The 14,913-nt window shown below is 73.7% G+C and carries 17 protein-coding genes; 6 read left to right on the top strand and 11 right to left on the bottom strand.

Going from position 1 to position 14,913, the window contains the following annotated elements; genetic code table 11:
• Window positions 1-5: 5 nt before the first annotated feature.
• The 4 genes from IE286_RS05600 to sigE form a co-directional block, all read right to left on the bottom strand.
• Window positions 6-677 carry a hypothetical protein gene (locus IE286_RS05600; protein WP_189795493.1) on the bottom strand — a complete coding sequence of 224 codons (672 nt, stop codon included), beginning with the start codon at window positions 675-677 and terminating at the stop codon, window positions 6-8.
• A 216-nt stretch (window positions 678-893) separates the two neighbouring features.
• Complete coding sequence (locus tag IE286_RS05595; RefSeq protein WP_189795492.1) at window positions 894-1,337, bottom strand: sec-independent translocase; 444 nt, start codon at window positions 1,335-1,337, stop codon at window positions 894-896.
• Window positions 1,338-1,707: 370 nt separating this feature from the next.
• Window positions 1,708-2,715, bottom strand: a complete 1,008-nt coding sequence (locus tag IE286_RS05590; RefSeq protein ID WP_189795491.1) for a zf-HC2 domain-containing protein — start codon at window positions 2,713-2,715, stop codon at window positions 1,708-1,710.
• Complete coding sequence (gene sigE / locus IE286_RS05585) at window positions 2,712-3,413, bottom strand: RNA polymerase sigma factor SigE (RefSeq protein ID WP_189795693.1); 702 nt, start codon at window positions 3,411-3,413, stop codon at window positions 2,712-2,714. The genes IE286_RS05590 and sigE overlap by 4 nt, the downstream gene beginning before the upstream one ends.
• 249 nt (window positions 3,414-3,662) lie before the next feature.
• Between sigE and IE286_RS05580 the strand changes: the two genes are divergently transcribed.
• Window positions 3,663-4,358 (top strand): O-methyltransferase, encoded by a 696-nt coding sequence (locus IE286_RS05580; RefSeq protein WP_189795692.1) that lies wholly within the window; start codon window positions 3,663-3,665, stop codon window positions 4,356-4,358.
• Window positions 4,359-4,502: 144 nt separating this feature from the next.
• Here IE286_RS05580 and IE286_RS05575 read toward each other — a convergent pair whose 3' ends face one another.
• Window positions 4,503-4,670 carry a DUF3117 domain-containing protein gene (locus IE286_RS05575; RefSeq protein ID WP_003966491.1) on the bottom strand — a complete coding sequence of 56 codons (168 nt, stop codon included), beginning with the start codon at window positions 4,668-4,670 and terminating at the stop codon, window positions 4,503-4,505.
• Window positions 4,671-5,094: 424 nt separating this feature from the next.
• Here IE286_RS05575 and chcB point away from each other — a divergent pair, with 424 nt between their 5' ends.
• Entirely contained in the window at window positions 5,095-5,898 is an 804-nt protein-coding gene (gene chcB / locus IE286_RS05570; RefSeq protein ID WP_189795490.1) for a 2-cyclohexenylcarbonyl CoA isomerase, read from the top strand.
• Window positions 5,899-5,938: 40 nt separating this feature from the next.
• Here the strand turns inward: chcB and IE286_RS05565 are convergent, their stop codons facing one another.
• Window positions 5,939-6,529: a DNA-3-methyladenine glycosylase I gene (locus IE286_RS05565; protein ID WP_189795691.1), complete on the bottom strand. Its 591-nt coding sequence runs from the start codon at window positions 6,527-6,529 to the stop codon at window positions 5,939-5,941.
• A 53-nt stretch (window positions 6,530-6,582) separates the two neighbouring features.
• Complete coding sequence (locus tag IE286_RS05560) at window positions 6,583-6,939, bottom strand: DivIVA domain-containing protein (protein WP_189795489.1); 357 nt, start codon at window positions 6,937-6,939, stop codon at window positions 6,583-6,585.
• 173 nt (window positions 6,940-7,112) lie between these two features.
• Here IE286_RS05560 and folP point away from each other — a divergent pair, with 173 nt between their 5' ends.
• Entirely contained in the window at window positions 7,113-7,973 is an 861-nt protein-coding gene (folP, locus tag IE286_RS05555) for a dihydropteroate synthase (protein WP_189795690.1), read from the top strand.
• Window positions 7,974-8,037: 64 nt separating this feature from the next.
• On the opposite strand, the gene IE286_RS05550 is transcribed toward folP, so the two are convergent.
• Together IE286_RS05550 and dapE are read right to left on the bottom strand one after the other, a co-directional pair.
• Entirely contained in the window at window positions 8,038-8,796 is a 759-nt protein-coding gene (locus tag IE286_RS05550) for an LOG family protein (protein ID WP_189795488.1), read from the bottom strand.
• A 145-nt stretch (window positions 8,797-8,941) separates the two neighbouring features.
• Complete coding sequence (dapE, locus tag IE286_RS05545; RefSeq protein ID WP_189795487.1) at window positions 8,942-10,021, bottom strand: succinyl-diaminopimelate desuccinylase; 1,080 nt, start codon at window positions 10,019-10,021, stop codon at window positions 8,942-8,944.
• Between the two features lie 177 nt (window positions 10,022-10,198).
• Between dapE and IE286_RS05540 the strand changes: the two genes are divergently transcribed.
• Both IE286_RS05540 and IE286_RS05535 read left to right on the top strand, forming a co-directional pair.
• Window positions 10,199-11,173 (top strand): VldE C-terminal domain-containing protein, encoded by a 975-nt coding sequence (locus IE286_RS05540; RefSeq protein WP_189795486.1) that lies wholly within the window; start codon window positions 10,199-10,201, stop codon window positions 11,171-11,173.
• Window positions 11,174-11,551: 378 nt separating this feature from the next.
• Window positions 11,552-11,971 (top strand): ATP-binding protein, encoded by a 420-nt coding sequence (locus IE286_RS05535; protein WP_189795485.1) that lies wholly within the window; start codon window positions 11,552-11,554, stop codon window positions 11,969-11,971.
• A 112-nt stretch (window positions 11,972-12,083) separates the two neighbouring features.
• Here the strand turns inward: IE286_RS05535 and IE286_RS05530 are convergent, their stop codons facing one another.
• On the bottom strand, window positions 12,084-13,181 hold the full coding sequence (locus tag IE286_RS05530; protein WP_189795484.1) for a bifunctional succinyldiaminopimelate transaminase/glutamate-prephenate aminotransferase: 1,098 nt from the start codon (window positions 13,179-13,181) through the stop codon (window positions 12,084-12,086).
• 203 nt (window positions 13,182-13,384) lie between these two features.
• A complete protein-coding gene (gene fdxA / locus IE286_RS05525) occupies window positions 13,385-13,705 on the bottom strand; it encodes a ferredoxin (protein ID WP_125496634.1) in 321 nt (106 codons plus the stop codon).
• A gap of 140 nt (window positions 13,706-13,845) precedes the next feature.
• Here fdxA and IE286_RS05520 point away from each other — a divergent pair, with 140 nt between their 5' ends.
• Window positions 13,846-14,895 (top strand): GNAT family N-acetyltransferase, encoded by a 1,050-nt coding sequence (locus IE286_RS05520; protein WP_189795483.1) that lies wholly within the window; start codon window positions 13,846-13,848, stop codon window positions 14,893-14,895.
• The last annotated feature ends 18 nt before the right edge of the window (window positions 14,896-14,913 follow it).

Genomic DNA, 14,913 nt, shown 5'->3' with positions numbered 1-14,913 from the left:
GCGGCTCAGCTGTACGCGGTGAGGTCATCGACCACGGCGAAGCCGAGGCCGTACGCGCTCATGCCCCTGCCGTACGCCCCCAGGTGCACGCCCCGCGAGGTGGTTCCGGCGAGCACCCAGCCGAACTCGGACTCGCGGTAGTGGAAGGGGGACGGGACCCCGTCCACGGGCAGGGTGAGCGTCGTCCAGTCCGGGCCGGACAGGTCGTCGGCGAGCACCCACGCCGTCTCGGTCTGCTGCTCCAGCCAGTCGTCGCGCAGGGCGTGGTCCATCTGCAGCGGCCAGGTGAACGACAGCAGCCCCACCCCGGCCAGCCAGGCCGCCGAGGAGACGGAGGTGGCCTCCAGCTGGCCGGTGCCGTCGGACAGCCGGCGCTCGGGATGGGCGGCGACGGTGACGACGACCGCGAACTTGTCCCTGGACTCCTCCGGGGAGCCGGAGACGAACTCGTTGCGCACCACGGGCTCGTCGCCGTGCCCCAGCGACCCGTGCTCGATGGTTCCGTCGGCGGAGACGCCGACCTGCATCAGCCTGCGCGGGCCGGTGAAGGCCGCGTCCAGGCCGTACCAGGGGAAGGGCGCCAGCAGGTAGTCGTCGAGCGCAGGCCTGCCGGAGGGACGTGAGCCGTCCTCCTCCGCGGCCGGTGCCTGCGCGACCGCCCTCTGTGTCGTCTCCATCTGCCCGGACGCCTCCTCGCTCTCGCCGGACCGCGGCCTCCCGCCCCCCTCGGGCGCATTGACGCGGTCCGCACAACAACTCGGCAGCATATCGAGCCCGCCTCGGGCGATCGGGCATACGCCCGGTACATGGGGCGCCGGACAGGTCGCGTACGCCCCCGGTGGCGCATCCCACCCGGGTGACGCGACGACGCCGTACGGGTCAGGCCGTGCGCATCAGGTGGCGTCGGCGTCGAAGGGCGGGTGGTCGTCGCGGGCGGGGCTCGCCGGCCTCTTGGTCAGCTCGACCCGGCCGCCGGACGGCGAGGAGGACGAGCCGGACGTCCCGGAGCCGGCGTCCACCCCGTGCACCGCGTCCGCGACCTCGGCCATCTCCTTCTTCAGGTCGAAGCCGTTGCGGATCTCCTTCAGCCCCAGGTCGTCGTTCTCCAGCTGCTTGCGGATGAACGTCTTCGGGTTGAGGTCCTCGAACTCGAAGTCCTGGAACTCCGGGCCCAGCTCCCGGCGGATGTCCTGCTTGGCGCTCTCCGAGAACTCACGGATCTTCCGGATCGTGCGCATCACGTCCTGGACGACTTTCGGGAGCTTGTCCGGACCGAACACGAGCAAGCCCAGGACGATGATCGCCGCCAGCTCGGGCAGTCCTATGTCGTTGAACACCTGAAGCTCCTTGCGATGTCCGTGGTCCTCGGGCCTCCGGTGGTCCGGTGGGTGCGGGGTCTTTCCGTGGTCCGGGCCGGGTCCACGGTACCCGGCCCGGGTGTCCCACCGGTACCGTCCCGCAGTGTCGGAGTGCCGGTGCTCGACGCGGTTCGCCGCCCGTTCGCCTGCCGGACAGCGCCCGTTGGGCCGTTCCGCCCGCCGTGCGCGAGGAGCGTGTGACATCGGCGGCAGTCACGGACCCGCGCCGCCCCGGGCCGGCGCGGGCCACCGCGCGGGCACACGGGCACGCGTCCGCGGGCGTACGAGCACGCGTCCGCGCGGCGGGTGACGCCCGAAGCGCCGGCCGCGCGCGGGCGGACGGCGCCGGTCAGCGGGTCGCCGTGGAGCCGGGCGACGCGGTGGGCGAGGGGGCGGCGGACGTCGGGAGCTGGGGTGCCGCGAGCAGTCCGGGTGCCGTCAGCCGCGGGTCCGCCGACCACGCGGCCAGGCCGAACGGCGGCCGCATCAGCAGCGGGCGTATCTGCGGCGACAGGGCCCCGGCACCGGACGGCAGCGACGGCGCGGCAAGGGGCCGTATCGCCTCCTGGGAGCGCTCGGCGGCCGACTGGGGGATGCCCGGGAGCAGCGGGGCGGACAGCGTGGTGGGCGCGGTCGTCCGCGCACCGGGGACGGAGGGCCGGCCCTGTGCCGTGGACGCCGCGTCCGGCTGGCGGCGCCGTGCCGTCTCCTGGGTCGTCGCGGGGGCCGTCCCGGCCGGGCTGGCCGGTGTCACATTGCTGCCGGAGCCCGAGCCGCCGCGGGCCTCCACGGCGGTGCCGCTGGTCACCCCGCCCAGGGCGATCGCGGCCAGCGACACCGCACCGGCGGCGACGAACGCGATACGCAGCCCGCGCGAGGCGGAGCGCTCCGCGTCGGGCCGGCCCACGGGGTGGACGCGGAACCCGGCGGAGGGTTCCGGTTCCGGCTCGGACGGATGCGGACGGGCCGGGAGGAAGCCGAACGCGAACCGCTCGCCGCGTCCGCCCCCGAACACTCCGTCGTCCCCGGGCCGTCCGGAGGGCCCGGGGAACGGACTGCGCAGTCCTCCGCCGCCCAGCGGTACTCCGCCGCTGCCGGGATCGCCTCCCCAGGCCAGCCCGTTGAGGCGGGCCAGGAGGCTCTCGGAGGGGGGCGGCGGGGCCGCCTGGGCGAAGACGCTCTTCAGCCGGCGCTGGGCGTCCACCTCGGCCTTGCACTTCGGGCAGGTGGCCACGTGCGCGAGCACGCGTTCCCGCGCGTCGGGACCCAGCTCACCGTCCACCAGGGCGGACAGGCGGTCTCCCAGATGCTGCTCCGCGAGCCGCCGCGCAGCGGGCTCCGATCGTGATCCACTCACGCGGTCGCGCCCCCTCCTCCCAGTGCGGGAACGCGCGGCACGAAGCGGCGCCGCTGGGCGCGGGCCTCGGGCGAACGGTGCGCCAGGGCCTTGCGCAGCTGGGAGCGGCCGCGGTGGATGCGGGAGCGGACGGTGCCGAGCTTGACGCCCAGGGTGGCGGCGATCTCCTCGTAGGACAGGCCCTCGATGTCGCACAGCACGACCGCCGCGCGGAACTCGGGCGCCAGGGTGTCCAGGGCCTGCTGGATGTCGGCGTCGAAGTGGGCGTCGTTGAACAGCTGCTGCGGGGTGGGTTCCCGGCTGGCCAGCCGCTCGGCCGCGTCCTCGCCGAGCGCGTCGAAGCGGATGCGCTGCTTGCGGCGGACCATGTCCAGGAAGAGGTTGGTGGTGATGCGGTGCAGCCAGCCCTCGAAGGTGCCCGGGGTGTAGGTCGACAGGGAGCGGAAGACGCGGACGAAGACCTCCTGGGTGAGGTCCTCGGCGTCGTGCTGGTTGCCGGTGAGGCGGTAGGCGAGTCGGTAGACCCGGCCGCTGTGGGTGCTGACGATCTCCTCCCAGGTGGGCGGAGTCCACGCCTGCCCGTCCGCGTCGGTGGAGAAGGTCGCGGTCTGGGCGGGGCGCTCGGCGTGGCTCGCGTCAGCAGCGGTGTCGTTCACGGATTTCGGCCTGCCCGCCGATCCGAGAAAGCGCCGCAGCACTCCTCCCCGATCCACAGGCACGGCCGCACCTCCCCTGTCGGCTCCGGTGATGTCCAGTGGAGCCCCTACCATAGCCACCTCGTCCGTTAGCTCCGGATAAGCGGTTTTACGAGAATTTGACACGCGAGGGCACGGCTCGTGCGCTGCGCCTGCCGCCGGGCGGCGTCTCCGTCCCCTCTGCCGCGCTCCCGTAGGCTCACGGTGGCCTTGCACGGCCGCCTTTCCCACCCTGGAAACGACCGGTCCCATCTGGGGGTTCCCGGTCCCAGCGGATACAGTCACGCCCAGGCACTACGGGGACAGGAGAGGGTCATTACCGGCAACCGGCAGGCGAGCTGGGCGTTCGCCGACGCCTATGCCGCCGAGGACGAGGCACTGCGCTGGGCCCGCGACCGAGCCCGCGAGGCGGGCCTGCGCTCGGTATCACCCAGTGCGGGGGCCACGCTGCGCCTGCTCGCCGCCGCCGTCGACGCCAAGGCGGTCGCGGAGATCGGGACCGGCACCGGGGTCTCCGGCATCCATCTGCTGCAGGGCATGCGTCCGGACGGCGTGCTGACCACCGTGGACACCGAGCCGGAGCACCAGCAGTCCGCCCGTCAGGCGTTCCGCGCCGCGGGGTTCGCCGGCAACCGTGCCCGTTTCATTCCCGGCCGGGCGCTGGAGGTGCTGCCCCGGCTCGCGGACGCGGGGTACGACCTGGTGTTCTGCGACGGGGACCGGCTGGAGTTCCCGGAGTACCTCGCGGAGTCGCTGCGCCTGCTCAGGCCGGGCGGTCTGGTGGTGTTCGCGGGGGTCTTCGCCAACGGGCGGACGGTGGGCTCCGGGCCTCAGCCCACGGAGGTGCTGCGGCTGCGGGAGCTGCTGCGCACCGTGCGGGAGAGCGACGAGGTGATGCCGTCGCTGCTGCCGGTGGGCGACGGCCTGCTGTGCGCGGTGAGGCGCTGACGGCCGCACACCGGTCGCGTCACGGGCAGCACCGGAGGAACGCACGGGCAGATCGCGGCCGGCACAGGGCGGACCCGGCGACGACAGCCGCCCCGGCACCGCGTACGATGCCGGGGCGGCTGAAAAGGTATGGTCGCTTGCGCGTCAGCCGACGACCTTCTTGAGGGCGTCGCCGAGCGCGTCGGCCTCGTCAGGGGTCAGCTCGACGACGAGCCGACCGCCGCCTTCGAGCGGAACGCGCATGACGATGCCCCGCCCCTCCTTGGTCACCTCGAGCGGGCCATCACCCGTCCGCGGCTTCATGGCCGCCATGCTCGTTCCCCTTCCTGAAACCCAGCTCATCGTCTAAGCCGACGGCCCATCGAAGGGCACGCGCGCGGTCCTCGCCGCAATGGGCCCCGGACACGCGACACCGGCGTCGAACACATTGCTTCCCAGCCATTATCCCGCATCACAGGACCCGATGACCAACATCGGTCCGCATCGCTTGGACAACGCGCGCAGGCAAAACCACCCAATTCGGCGATGGAGCTGCGATACTTCGCCCCCGCCCGCGCGCCCGGCACCCGGCCGCGCGCCGTTTTTCTTTGACGCAGGTCACACCACGGTGCCACGTTTCTTTGACGCAGGTCACACCACGGTGCCACGCCAGGGCCGCCGATCTCCGCCATGCTGTCCTTCGGACCGCCACGTACCGACCGGTACGGGCCAGCCGTGACACCGGAGGGGATGCCCCATGGCCGACACCGTGCTCTACGAGGTCAGCGACGGACTCGCGACGATCGTGCTGAACCGCCCGGAGGCGATGAACGCGCTGAACATCGCGACGAAGAACGCTCTCCGGGACGCGGCCGAGGCGGCCGCGGCCGACGAGACCGTGCGCGCCGTCCTGCTGACCGCCGCCGGGGACCGGGCGTTCTGCGTCGGCCAGGACCTCAAGGAGCACATCGGGCTGCTGAAGAGCGACCGGGAGACCGGTCAGGGACAGACGATGACCACGGTCCGCGAGCACTACAACCCGATCGTGCGGGCGCTGGCCGGGGCCGCCAAGCCGGTGGTCGCCGCGGTCAACGGCGTGGCCGCGGGGGCGGGTTTCGGCTTCGCGCTCGCCGCGGACTACCGGATCGTCGCCGAGACCGCGTCCTTCACCACCTCCTTCGCCGGCGTGGCGCTCACCGCCGACTCCGGCGTCTCCTGGACCCTGCCGCGGGTGGTCGGGCCCAGCCGGGCCATGGACCTGCTGCTCTTCCCGCGCAGCATCAGCGCCCAGGAGGCGCACGAGCTGGGCATCGCCCACCGGGTGGTGTCGGCCGCCGAGCTGCGCGCCGAGGCCGAGAAGACGGCCCGCGCGCTGGCCGAGGGCCCGACGCTGGCGTACGCGGCGCTGAAGGAGTCGGTGGCCTACGGGCTGACGCACTCCCTGACGGAGACCCTGGAGAAGGAGGACGAGCTGCAGACCCGCGCCGGGCAGTCCGAGGACCACGCGATCGCCGTCCGGGCGTTCGTGAACAAGGAGAAGCCGGTGTACCGGGGCCGCTGACCGGGGCCGGGCCGGCCGCCGTCCCCGAGGCCTCGCGCGGTCAGGGACGGCGGCGGGCCACGCAGCCGGCGAGGTGGTCGTCGACCAGGCCGCAGGCCTGCATCAGCGCGTACGCCGTCGTCGGGCCGACGAAGCGCAGCCCGCGTTTCTTCAGCGCCTTCGCCAGGGCCGTGGACTCGGGCGTGACCGCGGGGACGTCCCCGAGGGCGCGCGGTGCCGGGCGGCCGTCCGGGCCGGGGGCGTGGGACCAGACGAGGGCGTCCAGCTCGCCGGGGGCCCACTCGGCGAGCACCCGCGCGTTGGCGAGCGTGGCGTCGATCTTGGCGCGGTTGCGGATGATGCCGGTGTCGGCGAGCAGCCGCTCCCGGTCGGCGTCCGTGAACCGGGCCACCTTCGCGATCTCGAAACCGGCGAAGGCGGCACGGAAGCCCTCCCGGCGGCGCAGGATGGTGATCCACGACAGGCCGGACTGGAAGGCCTCCAGGCTGAGACGCTCGTAGAGGGCGTCGTCGCCGTGGACGGGCCGGCCCCACTCCTCGTCGTGGTAGGCCACGTACTCAGGCGCGGACAGGGCCCAGGGGCAGCGCGGGGCGCCGTCCGGTCCCGGCACCGGACCGGTCCCGTCCGGCACGGGCGCCTCGGCGACCGGGCTCTTGGCCCCGGACGGGGTGCTGTTCGCCTCGGTCACTGCTGCTCCTCGGTACCGGGCTGCTCGGGGCGGGTACGGGACGCGGCGGCGCGGGCACCGGCCAACGCGGACTCCAGGTCGGCGATCCGGGCCTCGCGCTCGGCCAGTTCGGCGCCGAGCCGGCTCAGCGCGTCGTCGACGTCGGCCATGCGGTAGCCGCGGACCGCGAGCGGGAAGCGCAGGTTCTCCACGTCCGCGCGGCTCACCGGGCGGTCGGGCGGCAGCGGGTCGTGCAGCCGCTCGGGCGCGGCCTCGGGCAGCGGGCCGTCCCCCTCGCCCCCGCCCACCACGGCGAGCGTGACCGCGGCGACCACGACGGCGAGCGCGCCGACCAGGAACAAGAACATAACCATCGCTTCGGTCCCCACGGAGTCGTCGGACGGGTCGGGTGTGCCAGGGTCGATCGTGCCATGCGAGGCTGACAGTCGGGATCTCGCGTCCGGATCGGACAGGTCCGGAGGGCAGGTCCTCAAGGCGGTCCCGCACCAGCGGGCCACAGGCAACGCGGGAAATGAGGTCACAGGGGATGCTCAGGCTGGGCAGGCGTGAGTTCGGCGCGAACGAGCCGGTGATCATGGCGATCGTCAACCGGACCCCCGACTCCTTCTACGACCAGGGGGCGACGTTCCGCGACGAACCGGCGCTGGCCCGCGTGGAGCAGGCGGTGGCCGAGGGCGCGGCGATCATCGACATCGGCGGGGTGAAGGCCGGCCCGGGCGAGGAGGTCACGGCCGAGGAGGAGGTCCGGCGCACGGCCGGTTTCGTGGCCGAGGTGCGGCGCCGCTTCCCCGACGTGGTGATCAGCGTGGACACCTGGCGGGCCGAGGTGGGCGAGGCCGTCTGCGAGGCCGGGGCGGATCTGCTCAACGACGCGTGGGGCGGCGTGGATCCGGGGCTGGCCGAGGTCGCGGCGCGCCACCGGGTGGGCCTGGTGTGCACCCACGCCGGCGGCGTCCAGCCCCGCACCCGGCCGCACCGGGTGACCTACGACGACGTCATGGCCGACATCCTGAAGGTCACCCTCGGCCTGGCGGAGCGGGCCGTGGCGCTGGGCGTGCCCCGGGAGTCGGTGCTGATCGACCCGGGGCACGACTTCGGCAAGAACACCCGGCACAGCCTGGAGGCCACGCGCCGGCTGGACGAGATGGTGGCCACCGGCTGGCCGGTGCTGGTCTCCCTGTCCAACAAGGACTTCGTGGGCGAGACGCTGGACAAGCCGGTCAAGGAGCGGCTGCTGGGCACGCTGGCCACGACGGCCGTCTCGGCGTGGCTGGGGGCCCAGGTGTACCGGGTGCACGAGGTCGCCGAGACCAAGCAGGTGCTGGACATGGTGGCCTCGATCGCCGGCCACCGTCCGCCCGCCGTGGCCCGGCGGGGGCTGGCGTAGGGCGTGGACACGCCTCGGGGCGGCCGGCCGGCTGCTTCCCGGCCGGCTGCTTCCCGGCCTCCGGCTACTTCCCGGCCTCCTTGGACACCAGCGCCACCGCCTCGTCCACGTCGTCCGTCACGTGGAACAGAGTGAGGTCCGACGCGGACGCCTTACCCTGGGCGATGAGGGTGCCGGTGAGCCAGTCCACCAGGCCGCCCCAGTACGTGCTGTCGAACAGCACGATCGGGAAGCGGGTGACCTTCTGCGTCTGGACGAGGGTGAGGGCCTCGAAGAGTTCGTCGAGCGTGCCCAGGCCGCCGGGCAGGACCACGAAGCCCTGGGCGTACTTGACGAACATCATCTTCCGGACGAAGAAGTAACGGAAGTTGAGCCCGATGTCGACGTACTGGTTCAGGCCCTGCTCGAAGGGCAGCTCGATGCCCAGGCCCACCGAGATGCCGCCGGCCTCGCAGGCGCCCTTGTTCGCGGCCTCCATGGCGCCGGGCCCGCCGCCGGTGATCACGGCGAAGCCCGCCTCGACCAGGCCGCGGCCCAGCCGCACGCCCGCCTCGTACTCCGGTGAGTCCACCGGGGTCCGGGCGGAACCGAAGACGCTGATCGCTGGCGGGAGTTCGGCCAGGGTGCCGAAGCCCTCGATGAACTCCGACTGGATGCGCAGCACCCGCCAGGGGTCGGTGTGCACCCAGTCGGTGGGGGCGCGCTCGTCGAGCAGCCGCTGGTCCGTGGTGCCGGCCTGGACCTGGCTGCGGCGGCGGAGGACCGGTCCCAGGCGCCGCTCCTCAGGTGGCCGCTCGGTGCCCTCGGGGTTGCCCGTAGCCATGTGCGCTCCCTCCGTGTGCGGTCGTTCCGCTTCAGCCTAGATCTCCGCGGGTGACAGGAGGGGGACCTCGGCATGTCCGGCGCGCGGCGCCCCGGTGGATGCCGCGGAGCGCCCTCGGCCGCCGTGCGGCCCGGGAGGGCCGCCGTCAGCCGGCCAGCCAGGTGCGCAGCCGCTCCTCGCAGGCGAGGATCTTCGCCGTCTCGACGCGTTCGTCCCGCTTGTGCGCCAGGTGCGGGTTGCCGGGGCCGTAGTTCACGGCCGGGACACCGAGGGCGAAGAAGCGGGAGACGTCCGTCCAGCCGTACTTGGGCTGCGGGGTGCCGCCGACGGCCTCGACGAAGGCCGCCGCGGCCGGGTGGTCCAGGCCCGGCAGGGCGCCGGGGCTGTGGTCGTCGACGACGAACTCCTCCACGCCGCAGTCCGCGAACACCTCGTGGACGTGGGCGACCGCCTCCTCGGGCGTGCGGTCCGGCGCGTAGCGGAAATTGACCGTCACGACGCACTCGTCGGGGATGACGTTGCCCGCCACGCCCCCGGAGATCCGCACGGCGTTCAGGCCCTCGCGGTACCGCAGGCCGTCGATGACCGGATCGCGCGGCTGGTACTCCCCGAGCCGGGCCAGAATCGGCGCGGCGGCGTGGATCGCGTTGGAGCCCATCCAGCCGCGCGCCGAGTGCGCCCGCTCACCCTTGGTCTTCAGCAGCATGCGCAGCGTGCCCTGGCAGCCGCCCTCGACCTGGCCGTCGGAGGGTTCCAGCAGCACCGCGAAGTCGCCCCGCAGCCAGTCGGGGCGGGTCTCGGCGACGTGGCGGAGCCCGTTCAGCTCCGCGGCGACCTCCTCGTTGTCGTAGAAGACGAAGGTCAGATCGCGGTTCGGGGCGGGCACGGTGGCCGCGATGCGCAGCTGCACGGCGACGCCGGACTTCATGTCGCAGGTGCCGCAGCCCCAGAGCACCCCGTCCTCGTCCAGACGGGAGGGCACATTGCCGGCGATGGGCACGGTGTCGATGTGGCCGGCCAGGATCACCCGCTCCGCGCGGCCCAGCCGGGTGCGGGCGACGATGTTGTTGCCCAGGCGGTCGACCGTCAGGTGGGGCAGGGCGCGCAGCGCGGCCTCGATCGCGTCGGCGAGCGATTTCTCGGTGCCGCTTACCGAGGGGAAGTCGACGAGCTGCGCGGTCAGCCGCGCGGCGTCCAGCGTGAGGTCAAGCGGGGAATCGGCCATGTCCTCGACCCTAACCCGCGGTGCGGCCCGGGCCCGCCGGGCGCGCCCCTCGCCGGGCCCGGCGCGCCGCGGCCGGCTCCCGGGCGGTCAACGTCCGGCTCCGCCGGGCGCGTTGAGCTGGGAACTCCTGCCACCGCCTGGCTCGACAGCGGGCTCGTCTCCAGTACCTTGTACCGCGTGTCTGAGCCGTCCCCCACTTCGAAAGTTCGTGGCCGCCTGCTGAGAACCGGGGCGGCCGTTGCCGTTCTGCTCGCGCTCGCGGGATATCTCACGGTGCAGTACGTGACGGGCGGCGCGGCCCCGGGCTGCAAAGTGGTCGCCGCGCACGGCGACGCGTCGTACGAGTTCACCCCGGAGCAGGCGGTGAACGCGGCGACGATCGCGGCCGTCGGCACCGGGCGGGGCATGCCCGAGCGGGCGGTGACCATCGCGCTGGCGACCGCCCTGCAGGAGTCGGGCCTGCGCAACCTGCGGCACGGCGACCGCGACTCCCTCGGCCTGTTCCAGCAGCGGCCGTCCCAGGGCTGGGGCGCTCCGAAGGAGATCATGGACCCGACGTACGCGGCCGGGATGTTCTACGAGCACCTCGCCAAGGTGCCCGACTACGCGCATCTGCCGCTGACCGTGGCCGCCCAGCGGGTGCAGCGCAGCGGTTTCCCGGAGGCGTACGCCAAGCACGAGCCGGACGCCACGCTGCTCGCGGACGCCCTCACCGGGCATTCCGCCGCCACGCTGACCTGCCAGGGCCGCCCGAGCGCGACGGCCACCACCGGCCCGCACGCGGTGCGGGCGGCGCTGGTGCGCGACTTCGGGCGGGACGTGCTGCAGGAGGCCGGCGCGGTGGTGGACGGCGACGGGGCGTCGCCGTCGCCCGCGGTGCGGCACGCCTCGGCCGTGGACGACCGGACGGTGACGCTGCCGGTGTCCGCCGCCCCGCAGGACGGGCGCAGCGCGCGGCAGCGCGGCTGGCAGCTGGCGCACTGGGCGGTGGCCAACGCCTCGGCGCTGCACATCGAACGCGTCTCCTACGCCGGCCGGGAGTGGACCGCCGGTCTCACCGACGGCGAGTGGCATCCGATGGACGCGAAGAACGACGACCGGCCCGGCACCGGGGCGGACGCCGGCGCGGTACGGATCACCACCGGACGATGACAGGGCCGTCCCGTGGTCCGGCGGGCACGGAGCACGGGACGGCATCGAGGACTGTCGGACGCGTCTGCGCCCGTTCCCCCTGCCGGGTGATGTACGACCGCCCGGCCCGGCACGGGGCACGGGCTCGCGCACTGTCCGTTTGCCTGGGCCGAAACGCCAGGGCACATCGGGACGAAAGGATTCCGCAGAGACCCGCAGCAGCATTCCTTTCGTCCGTTTTTGTGGGAAGCGGATCATGCGACGCATTACCGATCCTTTACATCGGCGCACCGCAACCTTTCCGCCCTTCGAGCGGTAGTCACAGCGTCCGTGCCCCGCCGTCCGGCGGGGTCGCACACGCACGTGTTCGCACCCGTATCCTCCCGCCGAAGGAGCACCATGTCCCTCCCCCTGACCCGCCGGATCGCCCGTGCCGCGCTGCTCGTCGCCGCGGGAGCGGCTGCCGGGGTCGGTGCGGCCGGCTCCGCCTCCGCCGCTCCCTCGCTGCCGGCCTCCCCGGACCTGGGCGGTCTGACCGCCCTGGACGGGGCGAGCGTCGGCACCACCGTGGACGGCGCGGCGCAGCACGTCACCGGGACCGCGGGCGACACCGGCAGCAAGGCGCTCAAGCAGACGGTGCCCGCCGCGGGCAAGGCGGGCGGCGGGCTGGTGAAGAAGGCCGCGCCGCAGGCGCAGAAGACGGCCGGTGACGTCGCCGGGACCGCGGCCGGGGCGGTCGCGGACACCACCACGACGGCGGCCGAGGGCGGCCTGCCGGCCCAGTCCCTGCCGTCGGCCGGCCTGCCGCTGGGCGGCTGAGCGGTGCGGCCCGGCGGGCCGCGCGGAGCGAGCACCGGCGGGCGGCCGCGGCACACGGAAGGGGCCCGGGGACGACCCCCGGGCCCCTTCGCCGTTCACACCTGTGGGGCGGCTACTGCGCCAGTCGGCGCACCGCCGCCTCGATCCGCTCGTCGGTGGCCGTGAGAGCCACCCGCACGAACGACTCGCCGGCCGGCCCGTAGAAGTCGCCCGGGGCGACCAGGATGCCCCGTTCGGCCAGGTGGGCGACCGTGTCCCAGCAGGACTCGTCCCGCGTGGCCCACAGGTAGAGGCCGGCCTCGCTGTGCTCGATGCGGAAGCCGTGGTCGAGCAGCGCCCGGCGCAGGACGGTACGGCGGGCGGCGTACCGCTCGCGCTGCTCGTGGACGTGGGCGTCGTCGCCCAGGGCGGCCACGGCGGCGGCCTGGGTCGGCGCCGAGGTCATCATGCCGCCGTGCTTGCGGATCTCCAGCAGCGGGCCGAGGACCGCCGGGTCGCCGAGCAGGAAGGCGGCACGGTATCCGGCGAGGTTGGACCGCTTGGACAGGGAGTGCACCGCGACGACGCCGTCCAGCGAGCCGCCGTTGACGTCCGGGTGCAGGACGGAGACCGGCTCGGTCTCCCAGCCCAGCTCCAGGTAGCACTCGTCGGCGACGACGAGCACGCCGTGCTCCCGGGCCCAGGCGACGATCCGCGTCAGCTCCTCCTTGCCCAGCACCCGGCCGGTGGGGTTGGAGGGGGAGTTGAGCCACAGCAGCTTCAGGTTCGCCGGGTCCAGGGCGGTGGGATCGTCGTAGGCCTCGTGGTCCGCGCGGGCCAGGCGGGCACCGACCTCGTAGGTGGGGTAGGCCAGACGCGGGTAGGCGACCTTGTCACCGGGGCCGAGGCCCAGCTGCGTGGGCAGCCAGGCGACCAGTTCCTTGGAGCCGACGACCGGCAGGACGTGCCGGTGGGTGATCCCGCGGGCGCCCAGGCGCCGCTCCGCCCAGCCGGTGATCGCGTCGCGCAGCTCGGGCGTGCCCCACACCGTGGGATAGCCCGGGGAGTCGGCCGCCGCGATCAGCGCCTTCTGGACCAGCTCGGGGACCGGGTCGACGGGGGTGCCGACCGACAGGTCCACGATGCCGTCAAGATGGGCCGCGGCCGTCTTCTTGAAGGGCTCCAGCTTGTCCCAGGGGAAGGTGGGAAGCCGGTCGGAGACTGCGGACACGGGATCAGGCTCACTTTCTCGAACGGCGCGTGCGCGCCAAGAGGCGCGCTCACGCCAGCGTACGCCCGGCGCGACGCACCACCGCGGTCCCGTACGGAGACCGAACGCCGGAGGCGCTCAGGCCGTACGGGACCGGCCCGCGGGGCATCCCGCAGGCGATCGTCCGAGCGGGGTGGCGGCACGCGGCGGCGGGCCGCCGGTGATCACTCGCTCTGCGGCGGCAGCGCGGCCACGAACGGGTGGTCGCGCTCGATCAGACCCAGCTTGCTGGCGCCGCCGGGCGAACCCAGCTCGTCGAAGAACTCGACGTTGGCCTTGTAGTAGTCCTTCCACTCCTCCGGCACGTCGTCCTCGTAGAAAATCGCCTCGACCGGGCAGACCGGCTCGCAGGCTCCGCAGTCGACGCATTCGTCCGGGTGGATGTACAAGGACCGCTGGCCCTCGTAGATGCAGTCGACCGGGCACTCCTCGATGCACGCCTTGTCCTTGACGTCGACACAAGGCTGCGCGATGACGTAGGTCACGCTGTCGTTCCTCCTCGATAGGGCGCTGGCGGGCCTCCTCAGGCTCCGCCGCCTGGCGCGCGGGAGCGCGGCGTCGTCGATGCCCGCCCCTAGTATCTCCGTTCCGTGGTGTGATCCGAACAGGAGGGGTGAACTGACCTGTGGAAATTGCGGCTACAGGACGCTACGAGGTCCGTATCACCGCTTCTGACGTGGGCAAACGGGTCTCCGTCCGGCGCTTGAGCGTACCCGGGGCGACCGGCGAGAAGTTCACCGACACGGTCGGTGTTCTCACATCATGGGACGACGGTGTGCTCGTGATCACACGACGGAACGGAGAGAGTGTCCGGATCGCGGAGAAGGACCTGGTCGCCGGGAAGGTCGTGCCCGCCGCCCCTGCCCGCCGGCGCGGCCCGGCCGCGACCTGGGAGGAACTCGCCCATGTCACGGCACGCGCCTGGCCGCCGGTGGAGTGCGAGCGGCTCGGCGGGTGGGAGCTGCGGGCGGCCGGCGGGTTCACCCGGCGGGCCAACTCGGTGCTGCCGCACGGCGACCCCGGCCTTCCGCTGGATGCGGCGCTGGCCGCCGTCCGGCGCTGGTACGGCGAGCGCGGTCTGCCCGCGTACATCCAGGTCGCGACGGGCGCGGAGGGCACCCAGGAGACGCTCGCCGCGCAGCTGGAGCAGCGCGGCTGGACCCGTGAGGTGAGCGTCGAGCTGTGGACCGGGGCGCTGGCGCCGGTCGCGGACCGGTCCGAGGGCTCCGGAGTCGTGCTGTCCCGCACGGCCGACGCCGCCTGGCGTGCGCGCTACGGGCGCACCGGGGCGGGCGAGGTGGCCGAGAAGGTCCTGCACGCGCGCGGCGCGGAGAGTGCGCCGGGGGTGTCGGTGTGGTTCGCGGCGGTGCCCGGGGCGGCCGGGGAGCCGCCCGCCGCGATCGGCCGGGTGGCCGTGGACGGACGGTGGGCCACGTTCGCCGCCGTGGAGGTGGCCCCCGAGCAGCGGCGGCGCGGGCTGGCCACCGCCGTCATGGCCGCGCTCGCCCGGCGGGCCCTCGAGGAAGGCGCCTTCGCCGGATGTCTGCAGGCGGAGAGTGACAACACCGGGGCGCGGGCGCTGTACGCCGGGCTCGGGTTCGCTGTGCACCACAGCTACCACCACTTCCGCGCGCCGGAGCCGGCGGAGCAGGACACGGCCGGTTCGGGCCGCTGACGAAGGGGCACGAACCAG

Origin of the sequence: Streptomyces thermodiastaticus (genome assembly GCF_014656135.1) — a bacterium.
GTDB lineage: Bacteria > Actinomycetota > Actinomycetes > Streptomycetales > Streptomycetaceae > Streptomyces > Streptomyces thermodiastaticus.
Note: the sequence above shows the minus strand (reverse complement) of the source record. Positions and strands in the feature narration are given on the sequence as shown.

Bases quoted from the DNA above. Each gene is read 5' to 3' on its own strand.
- IE286_RS05600 (WP_189795493.1), bottom strand. From the start codon at position 677: ATGGAGACGACACAGAGGGCGGTCGCGCAGGCACCGGCCGCGGAGGAG.
- IE286_RS05575 (WP_003966491.1), bottom strand. From the start codon at position 4,670: ATGGCGGCCATGAAGCCGCGGACGGGTGATGGCCCGCTCGAGGTGACC.
- chcB (WP_189795490.1), top strand. From the start codon at position 5,095: ATGGCCGACACCGTGCTCTACGAGGTCAGCGACGGACTCGCGACGATC.
- IE286_RS05560 (WP_189795489.1), bottom strand. From the start codon at position 6,939: ATGGTTATGTTCTTGTTCCTGGTCGGCGCGCTCGCCGTCGTGGTCGCC.
- folP (WP_189795690.1), top strand. From the start codon at position 7,113: ATGCTCAGGCTGGGCAGGCGTGAGTTCGGCGCGAACGAGCCGGTGATC.
- IE286_RS05550 (WP_189795488.1), bottom strand. From the start codon at position 8,796: ATGGCTACGGGCAACCCCGAGGGCACCGAGCGGCCACCTGAGGAGCGG.
- dapE (WP_189795487.1), bottom strand. From the start codon at position 10,021: ATGGCCGATTCCCCGCTTGACCTCACGCTGGACGCCGCGCGGCTGACC.
- IE286_RS05535 (WP_189795485.1), top strand. From the start codon at position 11,552: ATGTCCCTCCCCCTGACCCGCCGGATCGCCCGTGCCGCGCTGCTCGTC.